This is a genomic window from Pseudomonas sp. CP-1 (genome assembly GCF_021213715.1).
Lineage (GTDB): Bacteria > Pseudomonadota > Gammaproteobacteria > Pseudomonadales > Pseudomonadaceae > Pseudomonas > Pseudomonas aeruginosa.
Genome location: NZ_JAJQKY010000013.1, coordinates 92,176 through 105,737, shown reverse-complemented (window position 1 = coordinate 105,737; position 13,562 = coordinate 92,176). Strand labels below are relative to the sequence as shown.

Below are 13,562 nucleotides of genomic sequence, written 5' to 3'. Positions count from 1 at the left end.
CCGAAGCCGGGCGCACGGCCTCGCTCGAATTCAAGCGCAAGAACCGGAGTTCTTGCGCTTGAACGGCGAATTAGTCTGCGGGCATCATCCGCTCCCACAGGGGAAACGCCATGAGCCAGCAGCCCGATCCTTGCAACGCCTACCACACCGACGAACAGCGCTGGGCCGCCGTACTGGCGCGCGACGCGGCGGCGGACGGGGCGTTCGTCTATGCGGTGAAGACCACCGGGGTCTATTGCCGTCCGAGTTCCTCGGCGCGTCGGCCCAGGCGCGAGAACGTCGAGTTCTTCGCCACTGCCGAGGCCGCCGAGGCCGCCGGCTATCGGCCCAGCCGGCGCGCCGCCGGCGACCGCAGCCTGGCGGCGGAGCAGCGCGCCGAGCGGGTGGCGCAGGCCTGCCGGATGATCGAGACGGCGGAGACGCCGCTGGCACTGGAGGCGCTGGCCGCCCGACTGGGCATGAGTCCGTTCCACTTCCATCGCCTGTTCAAGGCCGAAACCGGCCTGACGCCCAAGGCCTACGCCTCGGCCTATCGTGCCCGGCGCCTGCGCGAGCGCCTGGGCCAGGCATCCGCTTCGGTGACCGAGGCGATCTACGAGTCCGGTTTCAACTCCAACAGCCGCTTCTACGAGTCCTCGTCGCAACGCCTCGGCATGCGCCCGCGCGATTACCGCGATGGCGGCGCCGGCGCGGCGATCCGTTTCGCCATCGGCCAGTGCTCGCTGGGCGCGATCCTGGTAGCGCAGAGCCAGCATGGCATCTGCGCGATTCTCCTCGGCGAGGAGCCGGAGCCGTTGCTGCGCGAGTTGCAGGACCAGTTCCCGCGCGCCCAGCTGCTCGGCGGCGACGCCGACTTCGAACGGCTGGTGGCGCAGGTGGTGGGCTTCGTCGAGTCGCCTCAACTGGGGCTGGACCTGCCGCTGGACGTGCGCGGTACGGCGTTCCAGGAACGGGTCTGGCAGGCGCTGCGGGAAATACCGCCGGGCAGCACGGCGAGCTATGCGCAGGTCGCCGAACGGATCGGCGCGCCGCGAGCGGTGCGCGCGGTGGCGCAGGCCTGCGCGGCGAACCGGATCGCAGTGGCGATTCCCTGCCACCGGGTGGTACGTCGCGACGGCGACATTTCCGGCTACCGCTGGGGCGTGGAGCGCAAGCGCGAACTGCTGCGCAGGGAAGAGCGGGATTGAGCCCAAGGCCAGGCGATACGCGGCCCGGAATGCAAAAAGCCCACTCGATGGTGGGCTCTATGCAATGGGGCGCTGGTCCTTCAGCTGGTTCCAGTATCCATGTCAGCGGTGAAAATTTCGTGAAATGAAACGACAACCCTGACCGTTCGTCCTTTCCTCCGTCGTTTCATTCGTCGCTGCACGCACGCGCCTGCTTCAGGTAGTGCAACACCTGGCGCTCGCCGTGGGAGTCCAGGTACACCAGGGTGGCGCGCACCACCTGGCAGGTATCGCTGGGCGCCTCGTCGACGCTCAGCACCCTGGCCACGTCCAGCGGCATGCCGTAGACGTAGTCGGCAGTCGCCGCACCGGTGATGGCCGGCACCAGCAATAGTGCGACGCAGCAGAGGTAGAGCTTGGCTCGGTTCATGGACGGTATCTCTCCATCCCCCCGCGAAGCGACGGCGCAAGGGCGCCGCCGACGCCATGGGTGGAACCCGCTTCGTCGGTCGCGACGGGTTCGCCACCTCCGTCCAGCAGTATAGAACGGCGGCCTCAGCCGCCGTCGAGGGAAAGGATGTAGCCCAGTTGCGGTGCCGAGCGCCCGGCCAGCAGGTCCTGGTAGACCTCCAGCACCTCGCTGCCGCCGACACCGTGGCGGACCTGGATCCAGCCGCCGACGAAGGCCGAGAACTCGCCCCAGACTTCCGCCAGGCGCGCCTGGAACGCCGCGCCGCCCCAGTCCTTGAGGCGTTTTTCCGCCTGCGCCGGGGCGAAGAACAGCTTCGGCGTCGGACCCGGCAGCGCCTTCGGCAGGCCACCGCGCTGGTCCCAGTGGGCGGCGCCGACCAGGCAACTGTAGCGCAGGCGGTCGTCCAGGCGCTGGTGCAACTGGCCGAGCAGGGCGCCGTTGCCGGCGAAATCCACGCTCAGCGCGTCTCCGCTGGCGTCCAGTGCGTCCAGGCGGTCGTAGGCCAGGACCTCGTCATAGCAGCCCAGGCCTTCGACGAAGGCGCGGTTGCCCGCGGAGGTCAGGCCGACGATGCGGTAGTCCTGGCCGCGTTGCGCACGATTGCGCTGGAGGAGGAAGGCCAGGCCGATGGCGGTCTTGCTCGAGGCACTGCTCAGCAGCAGGTCGGTGGCGCCGAAGAAGGCATGCTCGGCGAGGAAGTCGTCGAGCAGGAACGAGGTGGTGAACAGCGGCCGCAGGAGCATCTGCAGGGCCTCGTCGGAGGCCCGGTAGAGCGGGTCGCTGCTGCAGCGCAGGTACTGGTTGTAGACCGACGGGAGGTTCCGGCGGTGCTCGCTGGCGTCGACGAAGCCGCTGCCGCGGACCTGCGCCGGCGCGACCAGCAGGTGGCTGGCCATCGGATAGTAGCCATAGAAGCGCTCGCCCGGTTCGACCCCCGGGCAGCGCGAGGCAAGCACCTCGGCGAAGCCCCAGACCGGGACGATGCCCAGCCCCTCGCCGGCCGGGAAGAACTCCCAGTAGCGCAGGGCATCGCCGAGGGCGGCATAGGTGACGTTGTTGGCGGTCAGGGCGAACTCGCCGACCGCCAGCAGCGCCTGGCCTTCCGCCAGCGCCTCCGGGGCGGGCAGGTTGCGCGTACGCAGGGCGGCGGTGGCGAGCTGGCGACGCTCGACCACGACTTCGGTGATGCGGGTCATGGCAGGTTCCTCCGCCTCAGGCCTTGCTCGCGGCCAGATAGGGCGCCAGGCGCCGGCCCATTTCCTCGCCGAGGGCCTGGAGGCCGCTCATGGGGCGGACCATCACTTCGAAGTCGACGATCCGGCCGTCGTCGTCGAAGCGAATCATGTCGATGCCTTTCAGTTCGCGTTCGCCGACCCGCGCGCTGAACTCCAGCACCACGCTGCGGCCGTCGGCGCTGGCCAACTGGCGGTGATAGGCGAAATCCTCGAAGACCGTGAGCACGGTATTCAGGATCATCGAGACCACCGGCGCGCCGGCATACGGCTTGTGCGCCATCGGCGAGCGGAACACGGCGTCGGGATGCAGCAGGCGCGGCAACCCGGAGAGGTCGCGGCGGGCGATCAGCCCGTGCCATTCGGCGAGGGTGGCGGCGGCGTTGGCTTCGAGCGGCAGGCTGGTCATACGGTGGCTCCTCTGGCGGGTGCTGGACTGTATCCCCGGGGCGGCCGGGGACCGGCAGCGGGGCGCAGCCTCACCATAGGGCGCGGGAAAGGCCTCGCTCAATGATCGAAAGTGACGGAAGACTGATCCTGGCGCGCAACCTGCGACTCAGCCCTGTTCGATCTGCACGATCTGCTCGCGCAGCCATTGCAGGCCGGGCGTCGCTTCCTGCTGGCGATGCCAGATCAGGTTGACCTGCACCGGGGCCATCTCGAAGGGGACGTCCGCCAGTTGCAGACCATGGCTGCCGGCGAAACGCTCGGCCAGGCGGCGCGGCACGGTGCCGAGCAGCTCGGTGCTGGCGACGATGGCCGGGATGGTCAGGTAGTGCGGCACCAGCAATTGCACCTGGCGCTGTACCCTGGCCGAGCCGAGGACGATCTCCAGCGGACTGCCGCGCCCGACGCGCGGCAGGATCGAGACGTGCTGCGCGGCCTCGTAGGCGGCGCGGTCGAGGCCGCCGCGGAAGGCCGGATGGCCCTGGCGGCCGATCACCACCAGGCGTTCCTCGCCGACCGGCCGGTAGGCCAGCTCAGGCTCGTCGAAGTACAGGTAGTCGATCGCCAGGTCGAGTTCGCCGCTGGCCAGCTGCGCCGGGATCGAGGCGCCTTCGTCGGGCCGCACCTCCAGCGTCACCTGCGGGGCCAGGGTCTTCAAGCGGGTCACCAGGCCCGGCAGCAGGCGCAACTGGGCATAGTCGTTCATCGTCAGGCGAAAGGTCCGCGCAGTGTGCGGATCGAAGGTTTCCTGGGAGCCAAGGCCGGCCTGCAGCAGATGCAGGGCCTGGCGCACCGGCACGTACAGGGCGAGGGCGGCGGCGGTGGGTTCCAGGCCCTTGGCGGTGCGCCGGAACAGCGGCTGGTCGAGCTGTTCGCGCAGGCGGGCGAGGGCGTTGCTCACCGCCGGCTGGCTGCGATGCAGGCGGATCGCCGCGCGCGACAGGTTGCGTTCGCGCATCAGGGCATCGAAGACCAGCAGCAGGTTGAGGTCGAGCTGCTGCAAGTTCAGCTTCATGAATAATCCTCATTCTATTTATCCATTACCCTGATAAGACTGGCATCGCTACACTCGAATGCAAGCCCTTCCGCCCGGCGGATCGGCCCGGTTCGCGGCCCAGCCAATAACAATCACACGCGAGATGCCGACCATGTCCTTCGATCCCCAACCCTTTCGCCAGCAGTACCGCGCGGCCATCCGGCCCGGCTACAACCCCTGGCTGCACGCCGGCTTCGTCCTCGCCTACGGCGGCGCCTGGATCGTCTTCTTCCTCTCCCGGCTCGAGCAGCCGAGCCTGCTGGAATGGCTGACGGTGCCGGCCGCGTTGGTGTTCTTCAACTGGGGCGAGTACCGCATCCACAAGTCCCTCGGCCACCACAAGCACCCGCTGGGGCGGATGTTCTACAAGCGCCATACCGGCGACCACCACAGCTTCTTCGTCGCCGGCCAGATGCGCTACGAACAGGCACGCGACTGGCGGGTGATCCTGTTCCCGGCCTGGCTGGTGGTGGTCTTCAGCCTCGGCGCGCTGCTCGCCTGGAGCCTGCTCGGCCTGCTGAACGACAACCTCGCCGCGCTGTTCGCCGCGACCCTGCTGCTGGGCTACCTCAGCTACGAGATCTTCCACGCCTGCGAACACCTGCCGCCGGAGCATCCGCTCAGCCGTCTGCCGTGGATCCGCCACATGCGCCGCCTGCACGAACTGCATCACCGTCGCGAGCTGATGCAGACGCACAACTTCAACCTGGTCTTCCCGTTGATGGACTGGTGCTACGGTACCCTCCACTGGGAAGCGGAAACCGCCGAGGAGCACACCATGACCCGCATGCAGCACCGAATCGAGATCGCCCGCGGGCCCGAGGCGACCCTCGCCTACGCCGCCAGCCCGGCACTCTGGCCGGAATGGCATCCCTCGTCGTTGCGGGTCGACGGCGCCTCGGGCCCGCTGCCGGCCGGCGCGCGCTTCGAGGAGGACATCCACGCCGGCGGCCGCGCCGGGCACCTGTCCTGGACGGTGGTCGAGTACCAGCCGGGACACCTGTGGCGCGCCAACGCCCGTGGCGACCGGGGGCTGCACCTGCGCCTGAGCTACGAATGCCAGCCGAGCGCGGCCGGCACCCGCTTCGTGCGCACCCTGGAATACCGCTTCGATGGCTGGTCGATGCGCCTGGCCAACCTGTTCCTGCTGCGCCGGCGCATCGAACGCGAGTCGGAGGAGTCCATGCAGCGCCTGCGCCGGGTCGCCGAGGCGCGGATAGCAGCGGCGGAAAGCGTATGATCGGGGTCCGCGGGGGCGGATCGCAGAAGGACACCGATGAACAAGTTTGCCGAAATGACCACCTTCGTCAGCGTGGTCGACGCCCGTAGCTTCTCCGAAGCCGCCCGCCGCCTGGGCACCACCAAGTCGCAAGTCAGCCAGCGGATCCAGCAACTGGAGAGGCGCCTGGGCCGGGTGCTGCTGAACCGCACCCGGCCGCTGAGCCTCACCGACCCCGGTCGCACCTACTACGAACACGCCTGCCGCCTGCTACAGGAGCTGGAGCAGGCGGAAGCCTCGGTGCTCGACGCCGACGACGACCTGCGCGGCCAGTTGCGCCTCTCCGCGCCGCTGGCCTTCACCCCGCGCTACCTGGCGCCGCTGCTGGCGCGCTTCGCCGAGCGCCATCCGCAATTGCGGGTGGACGTGCAGGCCGACGATCGTTTCGTCAACCTCCAGGAACCGCGCTTCGACATGGCCCTGCGCATGGGCCGGCTGGACGACTCCTGCCTGGTGGCGCGGCCGATCACCGCCAACCGCCACCTGCTCTGCGCCAGTCCCGACTACCTGGCGCGGCATGGCGTGCCGCAGCATCCCGAGGAATTACAGGCGCACGACGGGCTGGTCTACTACAACCGCGAGCCCGGCGGCATGCTCTGTCTGCCGGTGGACGGCGAACCGGCCTCGTTCCGCATCCGGGTGAGGATGCGCACCGACTCCGGGCACCAGTTGCTCGAAGGTGCGCGCGCCGGGCTCGGCCTGGCGATCCTGCCGAGCTTCCTGGCCGCCGATGCCTTGCTGGCCGGCGAGCTGCTGCCGGTCCTGCCTGGCTACTCGCCGGACGGCGGGCAGGTTTCCGTGGTCTACCGCAAGACCCAACGGACGCCCCGGAAGATCCTCGTCCTCGGCCAGTTCCTCGAAGAGGAAATCGGCGATCCGGCGCCCTGGGACCGCGCGCTCATCGAGCGTGGCCTGTTGCCGCCGGGCTGAGTTCGGAAAAACCGAACCAGCGGTTCGCCTTCCGCTGTCTGTCGCCGAGGGCGCGCCGGGCATAGCGTTGCTCCCGTCAATCGATCTGGATACGGGAGAACCCCATGCACCAACCCGAAAACCCGGCGCGCCGCACCTTGCTGGCGCAGACCGTCGCCGGCTCCGCCGCGCTCGCCCTGGGCTCGCTGCTCGGCGGCGCGCCCGGCGTGGCCAGCGCCACGGCGGAAACGCCCCGCAAGGCCTTCGATGGCGGCAGGATCGATGTGCTGATCGTCGGCGGCGGCTCCGCCGGCGCGGTCCTCGCCCGGCGCCTGAGCGAGCGCGGCGACCGCCGGGTACTGTTGCTGGAAGCCGGCCAGGCCTATCCGGCCTGGGACTACCCCAGGATCATCGCCAGCAGCGACAGCGTCGGCGGCGACCCCGCCAGCGACTGGGGCTACCAGTCCCAACCGGGGGCGATCGGGCATCCGATCCATGCGATCCGCGGCAAGGTCCTCGGCGGCAGCTCGGCGATCAACGGCGCGGTGGCGATCCGCGCGCGGCGCGAAGACTTCGCCCGCTGGAACCTGCCGGGCTGGTCCTACGACGACCTGCTGCCGGCGTTCCGCCGCCTGGAGACCCGCCAGGGCGGCGACCCGGCCCTGCACGGCGGGGACGGACCGCTGCCGGTGCGGCAACTGAGCCGCGCCGATCTCTCGCCGATGCAGAGGGCCTTCATCGACGCCACCCTGGCCAACGGTTTCAAGGCCATCGCCGATTTCGACGGCGCCGACGCCAACGGCGTCGGGCCGTACCCGATGAATGTCGTCAACGGTGTGCGCGTCAACACCGGCATGGCCTATCTTGACAACGCCGTGCGCGGCCGCGCCAACCTGTCGATCCGCGGCGACGCGCTGGTCGACCGGGTGCTCTTCGAAGGCAAGCGCGCGGTGGGCGTGCGCCTGGCCTCCGGCGAGGAAATCCACGCCGGCGAAGTGATCCTCAGCGCCGGCGCCTACGGCAGCCCGGCGATCCTGCTGCGCTCCGGTGTCGGCCCGGCCGACGAGCTGAAGGCGCTGTCGATCCCGTTGCTTGCCGACTTGCCGGTGGGCCGCCGGCTCAAGGACCATCCGTTCTACTACAACGCCTATGCCGCCCGGCCGGAGCGCATCGGCGCGCAGTCGCCGGTGATCGGCGCCAAGCTCTGGACCCATAGCTCGCGGGCGCAGAACGGCGAGCTGGACCTGCACATCACCGCCACCCACCTGTTCCCCGCCGAGATGAGCCCAACCGGGGTCGGCTTCGTCCTCGCCGTGGCCCTGACCCGGCCGCAATCGCTGGGCAGTGTGCGCCTGGCCAGCCGCGACCCGGCCGTCGCGCCGCTGATCGACCTGAACTTCCTCGCCGAGGCCGAAGACCGCGCGCGGTTGCTGGAAGGGGTCAAGCTGGCGCGCCGGATCGGCCGCAGCGAACCGCTCGCCGGGCTGATCCACGCCGAACTCGGACCAGGGCCCGAGGCACGCAGCGATGCGCAGATCGAAGCGGCGATCCGCGCCACCCTCGATACCTACCACCACCCGACCTCCAGCGCGCCGATGGGCCGCGCCGGCGAGCGCTGGGCGGTGGTCGACCTGGAGGGCAGGGTGCATGGCCTGCAAGGATTGCGGGTGATCGACGCCTCGATCTTCCCCGATGCCATTTCGGTGGCCACCAACATCACCACCATCGCCGTTGCCGAGCACCTCGCGCAGCACATCGCCTGACCGACCCAGGAGAACTTGCAGATGAACGGACACGCCAGACACTGGATCGACGGCGCATGGCTCGATTCCGCGCAGCGGGGACAATCCTTCGACCCGGCCAGCGGCCAGCCGATCGGCACCTACGCCGACGGCGGGCGGGCCGAGGCCGATGCGGCGATCGCCGCCGCTGTGCGCGCCTTCGAAGATGGTCCCTGGAAGGACGACCACGCGCTGCGCGCGACAGCCCTGGAGGAAATCGCCGCGGCCTTCGAGCGGCATGCCGATGCGCTCATCGACCTGCTTGCCCTGGAGAACGGCAAGATCAAGCCCGAGGCTGCCTTCGAGGTCGGCATGGTGCCGGGCAAGCTGCGCTACTACGCCGGCCTGGCGCGCAGCGAACGGGGCGCCAGCGGCACGCCGCGCCCCGACGTGGTGTCGCTGGTGCTGCGCGAGCCGATGGGCGTCGCCGGCATCATCGTGCCGTGGAATTCACCGGTGGTGCTGATGATCCGCTCCCTGGCGCCGGCGCTGGCCGCCGGTACCACCACGGTGGTGAAGATGCCGGGGCAGACCGCGCAGACCAACGCCCTGGTCGCGCGGATCATCGCCGAAGCGCCGTCGCTGCCTGCCGGGGCGGTGAACATCTTCAGCGAATCGGGTTCCGAAGGCCCCGGCGATTGATCGACGCGGCCGAGGTGCCGGTGATCAGCTTCACCGGCTCGAGCGCCACCGGCCGAGCGATTTCCGCCGCCGGCGCGCGGCACCTGAAGCGCTTCGGCCTGGAACTGGGCGGCAAGACACCGCACCTGGTGTTCGACGACGCCGACCTGGACGCCGCCTTGCCCGTGCTGGAGAAGTCGCTGACGGTGTTCGCCGGGCAGTTCTGCATGACCGGTTCGCGCCTGCTGGTGCAGCGCGGCGTTGCCGAACGGCTACGCGAACGCCTGGCGCAGCGCCTGGAAAACCTGCGCGTGGGGCCGGCGGCGGACCCGCGCAGCGACATGGGGCCGCTGATCGACAAGGCCAACGTCGAGCGCGTCGAGCGAGCCGTACGCCAGGCCATCGCCGCCGGCGCGCGGGTGGTGGTCCGCGGCGGCCCGGTAACCGAGGGCGAGCTGGCGGCCGGCGCCTTCTACCGTCCGACCCTGCTGGAGGTCGATGATCCGGACCTGGACATCGTGCAACAGGAAACCTTCGGACCGGTGCTGACCCTGCAGGTATTCGACCGCGAGGAGGAGGGCGTCGCCCTGGCCAACCGCAGCGAGTACGGGCTGGCGGCCGGGGTCTGGACCCGCGAGGTCGCGCGTGCCTTCCGGGTGGCGCGGAAGATCCGCGCCGGCACCGTGTGGATCAACGACTGGGCCAAGGTCTACGACGAATTCGAGGAGGGCGGCTACCGCCAGTCCGGCCTCGGCCGGCTGAACGGGGTCGCCGCCCTGGACGACTTCGTCGAGTACAAGCACATCAGCCTGACCACCGGCGCGGCCTGAGCCTGGGCGAGCGGTGCGGCCGACGGCGCCGCCCGCTACTCCCAGGAGCGGGAATACACGTGTTCGAGGAACAGCTCGGGCAATCCGGAAACCTGCTTGAAACGCAGCACCTCGTCATTGTCCATGCCCAGTTCGCGGGCCACGTCGGTCTCGCTCCAGCCGGCCTTGAGCAGGGTCACCACGATCGCCGTCATCGGCAACACGCCGTGCACGCCGCGTGCGCGGTTGTGGCGGATGGTGGCGGCGATGCGCTCGCTGTCGCCTTCACGCCCGGCGCGTATCGCGGCGATCGGCAGGTAGCCGTGCAAACGCTGGCGCAGCGCGCCCTTGGCGCTGCCCACGCGCAGGCGGTGAAAGCCGTCGACCACCTCGTAGCGCCCGTCGGCCTGCGGATAGGCGACGATGGGCTGGGTGAATCCGTCGGACTCGATGGACAGCCTCAGCAGTCGCATCTCCGGCGGCGCGACGGTATTGGGGTTGTAGTCGTTGCCGGCGACGCGCTCGGCACGCACCCACTGCACGCAATCGACCGGCTCTTCGGCGAACGGACTGTGCGCGTGGAGCAGCCGGCGGATCCGGTTGATGGCTTCAATCCGCTCGGCAAGCGGCAACCCGTGCAGTTCGCCGAACAGCGCCTCGGCCCGCTCCGTCAGTGTCTTTGTCTGTGCCATGGGCTTTCCTCATGAGCGTCACCCAGCTACCCCGGGTGGAATGCACGGCGAAGCCGTGCGGTTCGAGAAGGCGCGCGCAGGCCTGGGGCGCGCGGGTGGTACAGGCCAGCCCGAGTTGGTCGACATGTCCGAGAACCCGCTCGCGTAGGGTGCGGAACAGCCCGCGACCGCGCGCTTCCGCACGCAGGTAGGCATCGCGCAGGCGAACCACGTCGGGATGTTGCTCCAGGCTGACGAACCCCAGTATCCGCGTGTCCCCCTGGCGGCGGAGCACGAACCAGCGGTGGTAGGGACCGTCGCTCAGCGGGTAGCCGCCGCATTCGCGGCGCACCCGGGCGCTGGCGAAGAAGCGGCCCATGCTGGCGAAGAAGGCGGCCTCGTCGTCGAACGAGCGCCACTGCAGGATCTCGCAGTCTTGCGGGCGGATCACGAGCGCTTCTCCCGACCGGGGACCAGTCTGTCGATATCGGCCTGGGAGAAGCCGAAGGACAGCGAGCGGGCCATGTCCTGCTTCAGCAGGGATAGCGCAATACGCCGCCAGGACGGCTGCTTGCGACGATTCTCCAGGGCCGGGATCCCCGCGTCCGGCCAGATGGCAAGGGGATAGTCGTGCTGCTTCCACCAGAGGATGAAACGCTCGATGCGCCGCTGGTAGATGCCGCGCAGGGGCGGCGGCATGCTGCGCAGGAGGAACTGGCTGTACTCGCGCCAGGTGCCGAAGGAGGGCGGCAGGCCAAGGCCGCCACGGTAGCCGAGGAAGCGCTGGCGACAATAGCGCGCCCCGTAGTTGGCGCCGGCGACGCGCCGGACCACGCGGAACCAGGTGCGCGGCTCGATCCGGTGGAACAGGTCGAGGCCCTTGCGCTGGTCGTCGCCATAGGGCTGGCAGATGCGCATCTGCGAGAACGGCACGCCGGCGCGGTACATCTGGTCGTAGAGGCGGTTGTAGGCGTAGCCATGGTCGGCGACGCAGCGCCAGAGGTCCTCGAAACGCCAGTCGTAGATCGGGAAGAAGCTCACCGCCTGCGGGTTGGCCCGGTCGCGCGCGCTCCAGGCCAGCGGCGCGGAGCCGCCCGGCGGCGTCCAGGCGCATTGTTTCGCCCGGCTCCTGCGCTTGACCGCCAGGTAGCGATTGAGCGATTCGTCCGAACGGATGCCGACCAGGAACGCGGTAGGCTCTTCCCTGGCCAGCCAGGCGTTGAAGCCGGCGACGAACTCCTCGAACTCCATGCGGTAGCGGTAGAAGGGGAAGAACGCCGGGTCGCTGATCACGCCTCGCTGCTTCGGTAGCGGGCGCACCCAGTCGGCCTCGGCGCCGGGCTCCCAGCAGCACCAGTAAGGTTCCTCCAGGCTGGAGGCGTTGCGCAGGTTGAGTGGCAGGCAGACCCACCAGGGGCGTACGTCGGGACGCCCGAGCATCTCGCTGACGTGATCGATGGTGGCCTGGTACTGCCCCTCCAGGTCGATGAACAGTACGTCCACCGGGCTGCGTCCCAACTCGCGTGCCACGTCCAGCGCCAATTGCAGGGTGACCGAGCTGTCCTTGCCACCGGAGAAGGCGACACAGACGCGCTCGAAGTTCCGGAATACCAGTCGGAGGCGGGATAGGGTTGCGGCATGCACATCGGCATCCTGGTAATGCTTGCCTGCCATGGGTGCGAACCTCTTCTTTTAATAACTATTGAGGGAGACCGTTGCGACGACGGTCCATGTGCAATGTTTGTTTCGGAGTTTCTCCAGGCTATTTTTTCGAGAGTCGCGGCAGCCGGCACGTTCGGCGACGTTGGACTCCGAATCAGTGGATAACGGAAATATGTCCAGGCACTTGGCAGAGCGACGACCAACAGGCCCGACAACTGTCGTGCAGGAACTTTTTCAATGCTAGGCGAAGCCGTGGTTCGAGTTGTTGACTTGTCGCAAGACGGATTCTCCGAACAGCATCGGCGCAGCGCCCACTTGCAACGAGAGTGCGCACGCCGCCGTTGGCACTCGTCTGCGCACCGGACTTCTGAGCGGCGGCGGAAAAAGCTTGCTGCGCAAGGAGAAGCGCCTGCGGGTGAACATGAAAATTGCCCGGGAAAAGTCGAAGGTAATTATTCGTTGAATAACAGGGAAGTGCATACTTCCAACTTGGAAGTTAACTGCATGGCACCATCCATGCATTACACGGATGACGGTTTTTATTATAAGTCCAAACTGGCGAAGACAAGCAAGAGAGGCCGGATGCCAGAGTTCCATAGTCGGAAATACAAGCGTTGCAATGTCGACGGATAGCGCGAAGAGGCGGCGGTACCCTGCGAAACGAGGCAATTCCCCGAATGGCGGGCACTCGAACGGATTTATAAGTCCGCCGTTCGGCGTTCACCTCGACGCCTGTGCACGGGATACTTATATCGGTGGTTCGCACCACTGATTATCGATTTGAACTCGTTCGAGTCTTTACCGCGTTCCCGGCCGAAATAAAAGGCGGGTGGACGATTATTGCCTCACACAAGGAACATAGGCATGACCAGAACTTCGAACCCATGCGCAGTGGTATTGGCCTTTGCGGCAATTGCCGCTTCGGGAACCGCGATGGCGGCAAACACTATCACATTCAGCGGCGAAGTGACCGACCAGACCTGCCAGGTCGCGGTCAACGGCTTCACCGACCCCACGGTGATCCTCGACAGCGTACCGGTGAGCGCCCTCGATGGCGCAGTGGGCCGCAGCGCCGGCGAAACCGCCTTCACCCTGCAACTCACCGATTGCGTCGCGCCGACGGCCGACGAGCATTTCACCACCCTGTTCCAGGCCACCAACCCCAGCGCCGCCGGGAACCTGGTGAACACCGCCGCCAGCGGCGCGACGGGCGTGGCGCTGCAATTGCTCGATAGCGTCGGCGGCAACCCGGTCGACCTGGCCGGCGGCGCGGCGGTGCCCGCCGGCGACATCGTGCTCGCCAACGGAGCCACCAGCACCAGCTACGACTACGCGGTGCAGTACGTCTCCGAAGCGGCGACCGTGACGCCCGGTCCGGTACTCGGCGCCGTGACCTACACGCTGCGTTACGAGTGAATGCCGGCGGCGCATGCGCCGCCCCTTCCTTTTCCCAGCACTAAAGCCGGGCCCGGTCGCT

At 68.4% G+C, this 13,562-nt stretch carries 12 protein-coding genes and 1 pseudogene; 6 read left to right on the top strand and 7 right to left on the bottom strand.

Going from position 1 to position 13,562, the window contains the following annotated elements:
- The first annotated feature begins 110 nt into the window (after nt 1–110).
- Complete coding sequence (ada, locus tag LT948_RS23165; protein ID WP_016561851.1) at nt 111–1,187, top strand: bifunctional DNA-binding transcriptional regulator/O6-methylguanine-DNA methyltransferase Ada; 1,077 nt, start codon at nt 111–113, stop codon at nt 1,185–1,187.
- 166 nt (nt 1,188–1,353) lie between these two features.
- Here ada and LT948_RS23160 read toward each other — a convergent pair whose 3' ends face one another.
- The 4 genes from LT948_RS23160 to bsrA all read right to left on the bottom strand — a co-directional run bounded on the left by LT948_RS23160 (nt 1,354) and on the right by bsrA (nt 4,332).
- Complete coding sequence (locus LT948_RS23160; protein WP_023091860.1) at nt 1,354–1,596, bottom strand: DUF2790 domain-containing protein; 243 nt, start codon at nt 1,594–1,596, stop codon at nt 1,354–1,356.
- A gap of 125 nt (nt 1,597–1,721) precedes the next feature.
- Nucleotides 1,722–2,834 carry a DUF2855 family protein gene (locus LT948_RS23155; protein WP_023091859.1) on the bottom strand — a complete coding sequence of 371 codons (1,113 nt, stop codon included), beginning with the start codon at nt 2,832–2,834 and terminating at the stop codon, nt 1,722–1,724.
- A gap of 16 nt (nt 2,835–2,850) precedes the next feature.
- Nucleotides 2,851–3,279, bottom strand: coding sequence for a nuclear transport factor 2 family protein (locus LT948_RS23150; RefSeq protein ID WP_003088837.1), 429 nt, complete (start codon nt 3,277–3,279; stop codon nt 2,851–2,853).
- 147 nt (nt 3,280–3,426) lie between these two features.
- A complete protein-coding gene (bsrA, locus tag LT948_RS23145) occupies nt 3,427–4,332 on the bottom strand; it encodes a LysR family transcriptional regulator BsrA (protein WP_033995534.1) in 906 nt (301 codons plus the stop codon).
- 124 nt (nt 4,333–4,456) lie between these two features.
- Here bsrA and LT948_RS23140 point away from each other — a divergent pair, with 124 nt between their 5' ends.
- From LT948_RS23140 to LT948_RS23125, 4 genes and pseudogenes are all read left to right on the top strand, one after another.
- A complete protein-coding gene (locus LT948_RS23140; protein ID WP_023980968.1) occupies nt 4,457–5,593 on the top strand; it encodes an SRPBCC family protein in 1,137 nt (378 codons plus the stop codon).
- Nucleotides 5,594–5,629: 36 nt separating this feature from the next.
- Nucleotides 5,630–6,562 carry a LysR family transcriptional regulator gene (locus LT948_RS23135; protein WP_003088848.1) on the top strand — a complete coding sequence of 311 codons (933 nt, stop codon included), beginning with the start codon at nt 5,630–5,632 and terminating at the stop codon, nt 6,560–6,562.
- Nucleotides 6,563–6,666: 104 nt separating this feature from the next.
- Nucleotides 6,667–8,304 (top strand): GMC family oxidoreductase, encoded by a 1,638-nt coding sequence (locus tag LT948_RS23130; RefSeq protein WP_023091857.1) that lies wholly within the window; start codon nt 6,667–6,669, stop codon nt 8,302–8,304.
- Nucleotides 8,305–8,325: 21 nt separating this feature from the next.
- Nucleotides 8,326–9,773, top strand: a pseudogene (locus LT948_RS23125) (aldehyde dehydrogenase family protein).
- A 35-nt stretch (nt 9,774–9,808) separates the two neighbouring features.
- On the opposite strand, the gene LT948_RS23120 reads toward LT948_RS23125, so the two are convergent.
- The 3 genes from LT948_RS23120 to LT948_RS23110 are packed head-to-tail and all read right to left on the bottom strand — an operon-like array spanning nt 9,809 to nt 12,097.
- Nucleotides 9,809–10,444: an IbrB-like domain-containing protein gene (locus tag LT948_RS23120; protein WP_218816325.1), complete on the bottom strand. Its 636-nt coding sequence runs from the start codon at nt 10,442–10,444 to the stop codon at nt 9,809–9,811.
- Nucleotides 10,362–10,874, bottom strand: a complete 513-nt coding sequence (locus tag LT948_RS23115) for a GNAT family N-acetyltransferase (RefSeq protein WP_003088854.1) — start codon at nt 10,872–10,874, stop codon at nt 10,362–10,364. Before LT948_RS23115 ends, LT948_RS23120 begins: the two co-directional genes overlap by 83 nt.
- A complete protein-coding gene (locus LT948_RS23110; protein WP_016253473.1) occupies nt 10,871–12,097 on the bottom strand; it encodes a phosphoadenosine phosphosulfate reductase in 1,227 nt (408 codons plus the stop codon). The genes LT948_RS23115 and LT948_RS23110 overlap by 4 nt, the downstream gene beginning before the upstream one ends.
- A gap of 852 nt (nt 12,098–12,949) precedes the next feature.
- Between LT948_RS23110 and LT948_RS23105 the strand changes: the two genes are divergently transcribed.
- On the top strand, nt 12,950–13,501 hold the full coding sequence (locus tag LT948_RS23105) for a fimbrial protein (protein WP_003120281.1): 552 nt from the start codon (nt 12,950–12,952) through the stop codon (nt 13,499–13,501).
- The last annotated feature ends 61 nt before the right edge of the window (nt 13,502–13,562 follow it).

Excerpts from the sequence above, each read along its gene's own strand:
- ada (WP_016561851.1), top strand. The coding sequence starts at position 111 with ATGAGCCAGCAGCCCGATCCTTGCAACGCCTACCACACCGACGAACAG.
- LT948_RS23160 (WP_023091860.1), bottom strand. The coding sequence starts at position 1,596 with ATGAACCGAGCCAAGCTCTACCTCTGCTGCGTCGCACTATTGCTGGTG.
- LT948_RS23155 (WP_023091859.1), bottom strand. The coding sequence starts at position 2,834 with ATGACCCGCATCACCGAAGTCGTGGTCGAGCGTCGCCAGCTCGCCACC.
- LT948_RS23150 (WP_003088837.1), bottom strand. The coding sequence starts at position 3,279 with ATGACCAGCCTGCCGCTCGAAGCCAACGCCGCCGCCACCCTCGCCGAA.
- bsrA (WP_033995534.1), bottom strand. The coding sequence starts at position 4,332 with ATGAAGCTGAACTTGCAGCAGCTCGACCTCAACCTGCTGCTGGTCTTC.
- LT948_RS23140 (WP_023980968.1), top strand. The coding sequence starts at position 4,457 with ATGCCGACCATGTCCTTCGATCCCCAACCCTTTCGCCAGCAGTACCGC.
- LT948_RS23135 (WP_003088848.1), top strand. The coding sequence starts at position 5,630 with ATGAACAAGTTTGCCGAAATGACCACCTTCGTCAGCGTGGTCGACGCC.
- LT948_RS23130 (WP_023091857.1), top strand. The coding sequence starts at position 6,667 with ATGCACCAACCCGAAAACCCGGCGCGCCGCACCTTGCTGGCGCAGACC.
- LT948_RS23120 (WP_218816325.1), bottom strand. The coding sequence starts at position 10,444 with ATGGCACAGACAAAGACACTGACGGAGCGGGCCGAGGCGCTGTTCGGC.
- LT948_RS23110 (WP_016253473.1), bottom strand. The coding sequence starts at position 12,097 with ATGGCAGGCAAGCATTACCAGGATGCCGATGTGCATGCCGCAACCCTA.
- LT948_RS23105 (WP_003120281.1), top strand. The coding sequence starts at position 12,950 with ATGACCAGAACTTCGAACCCATGCGCAGTGGTATTGGCCTTTGCGGCA.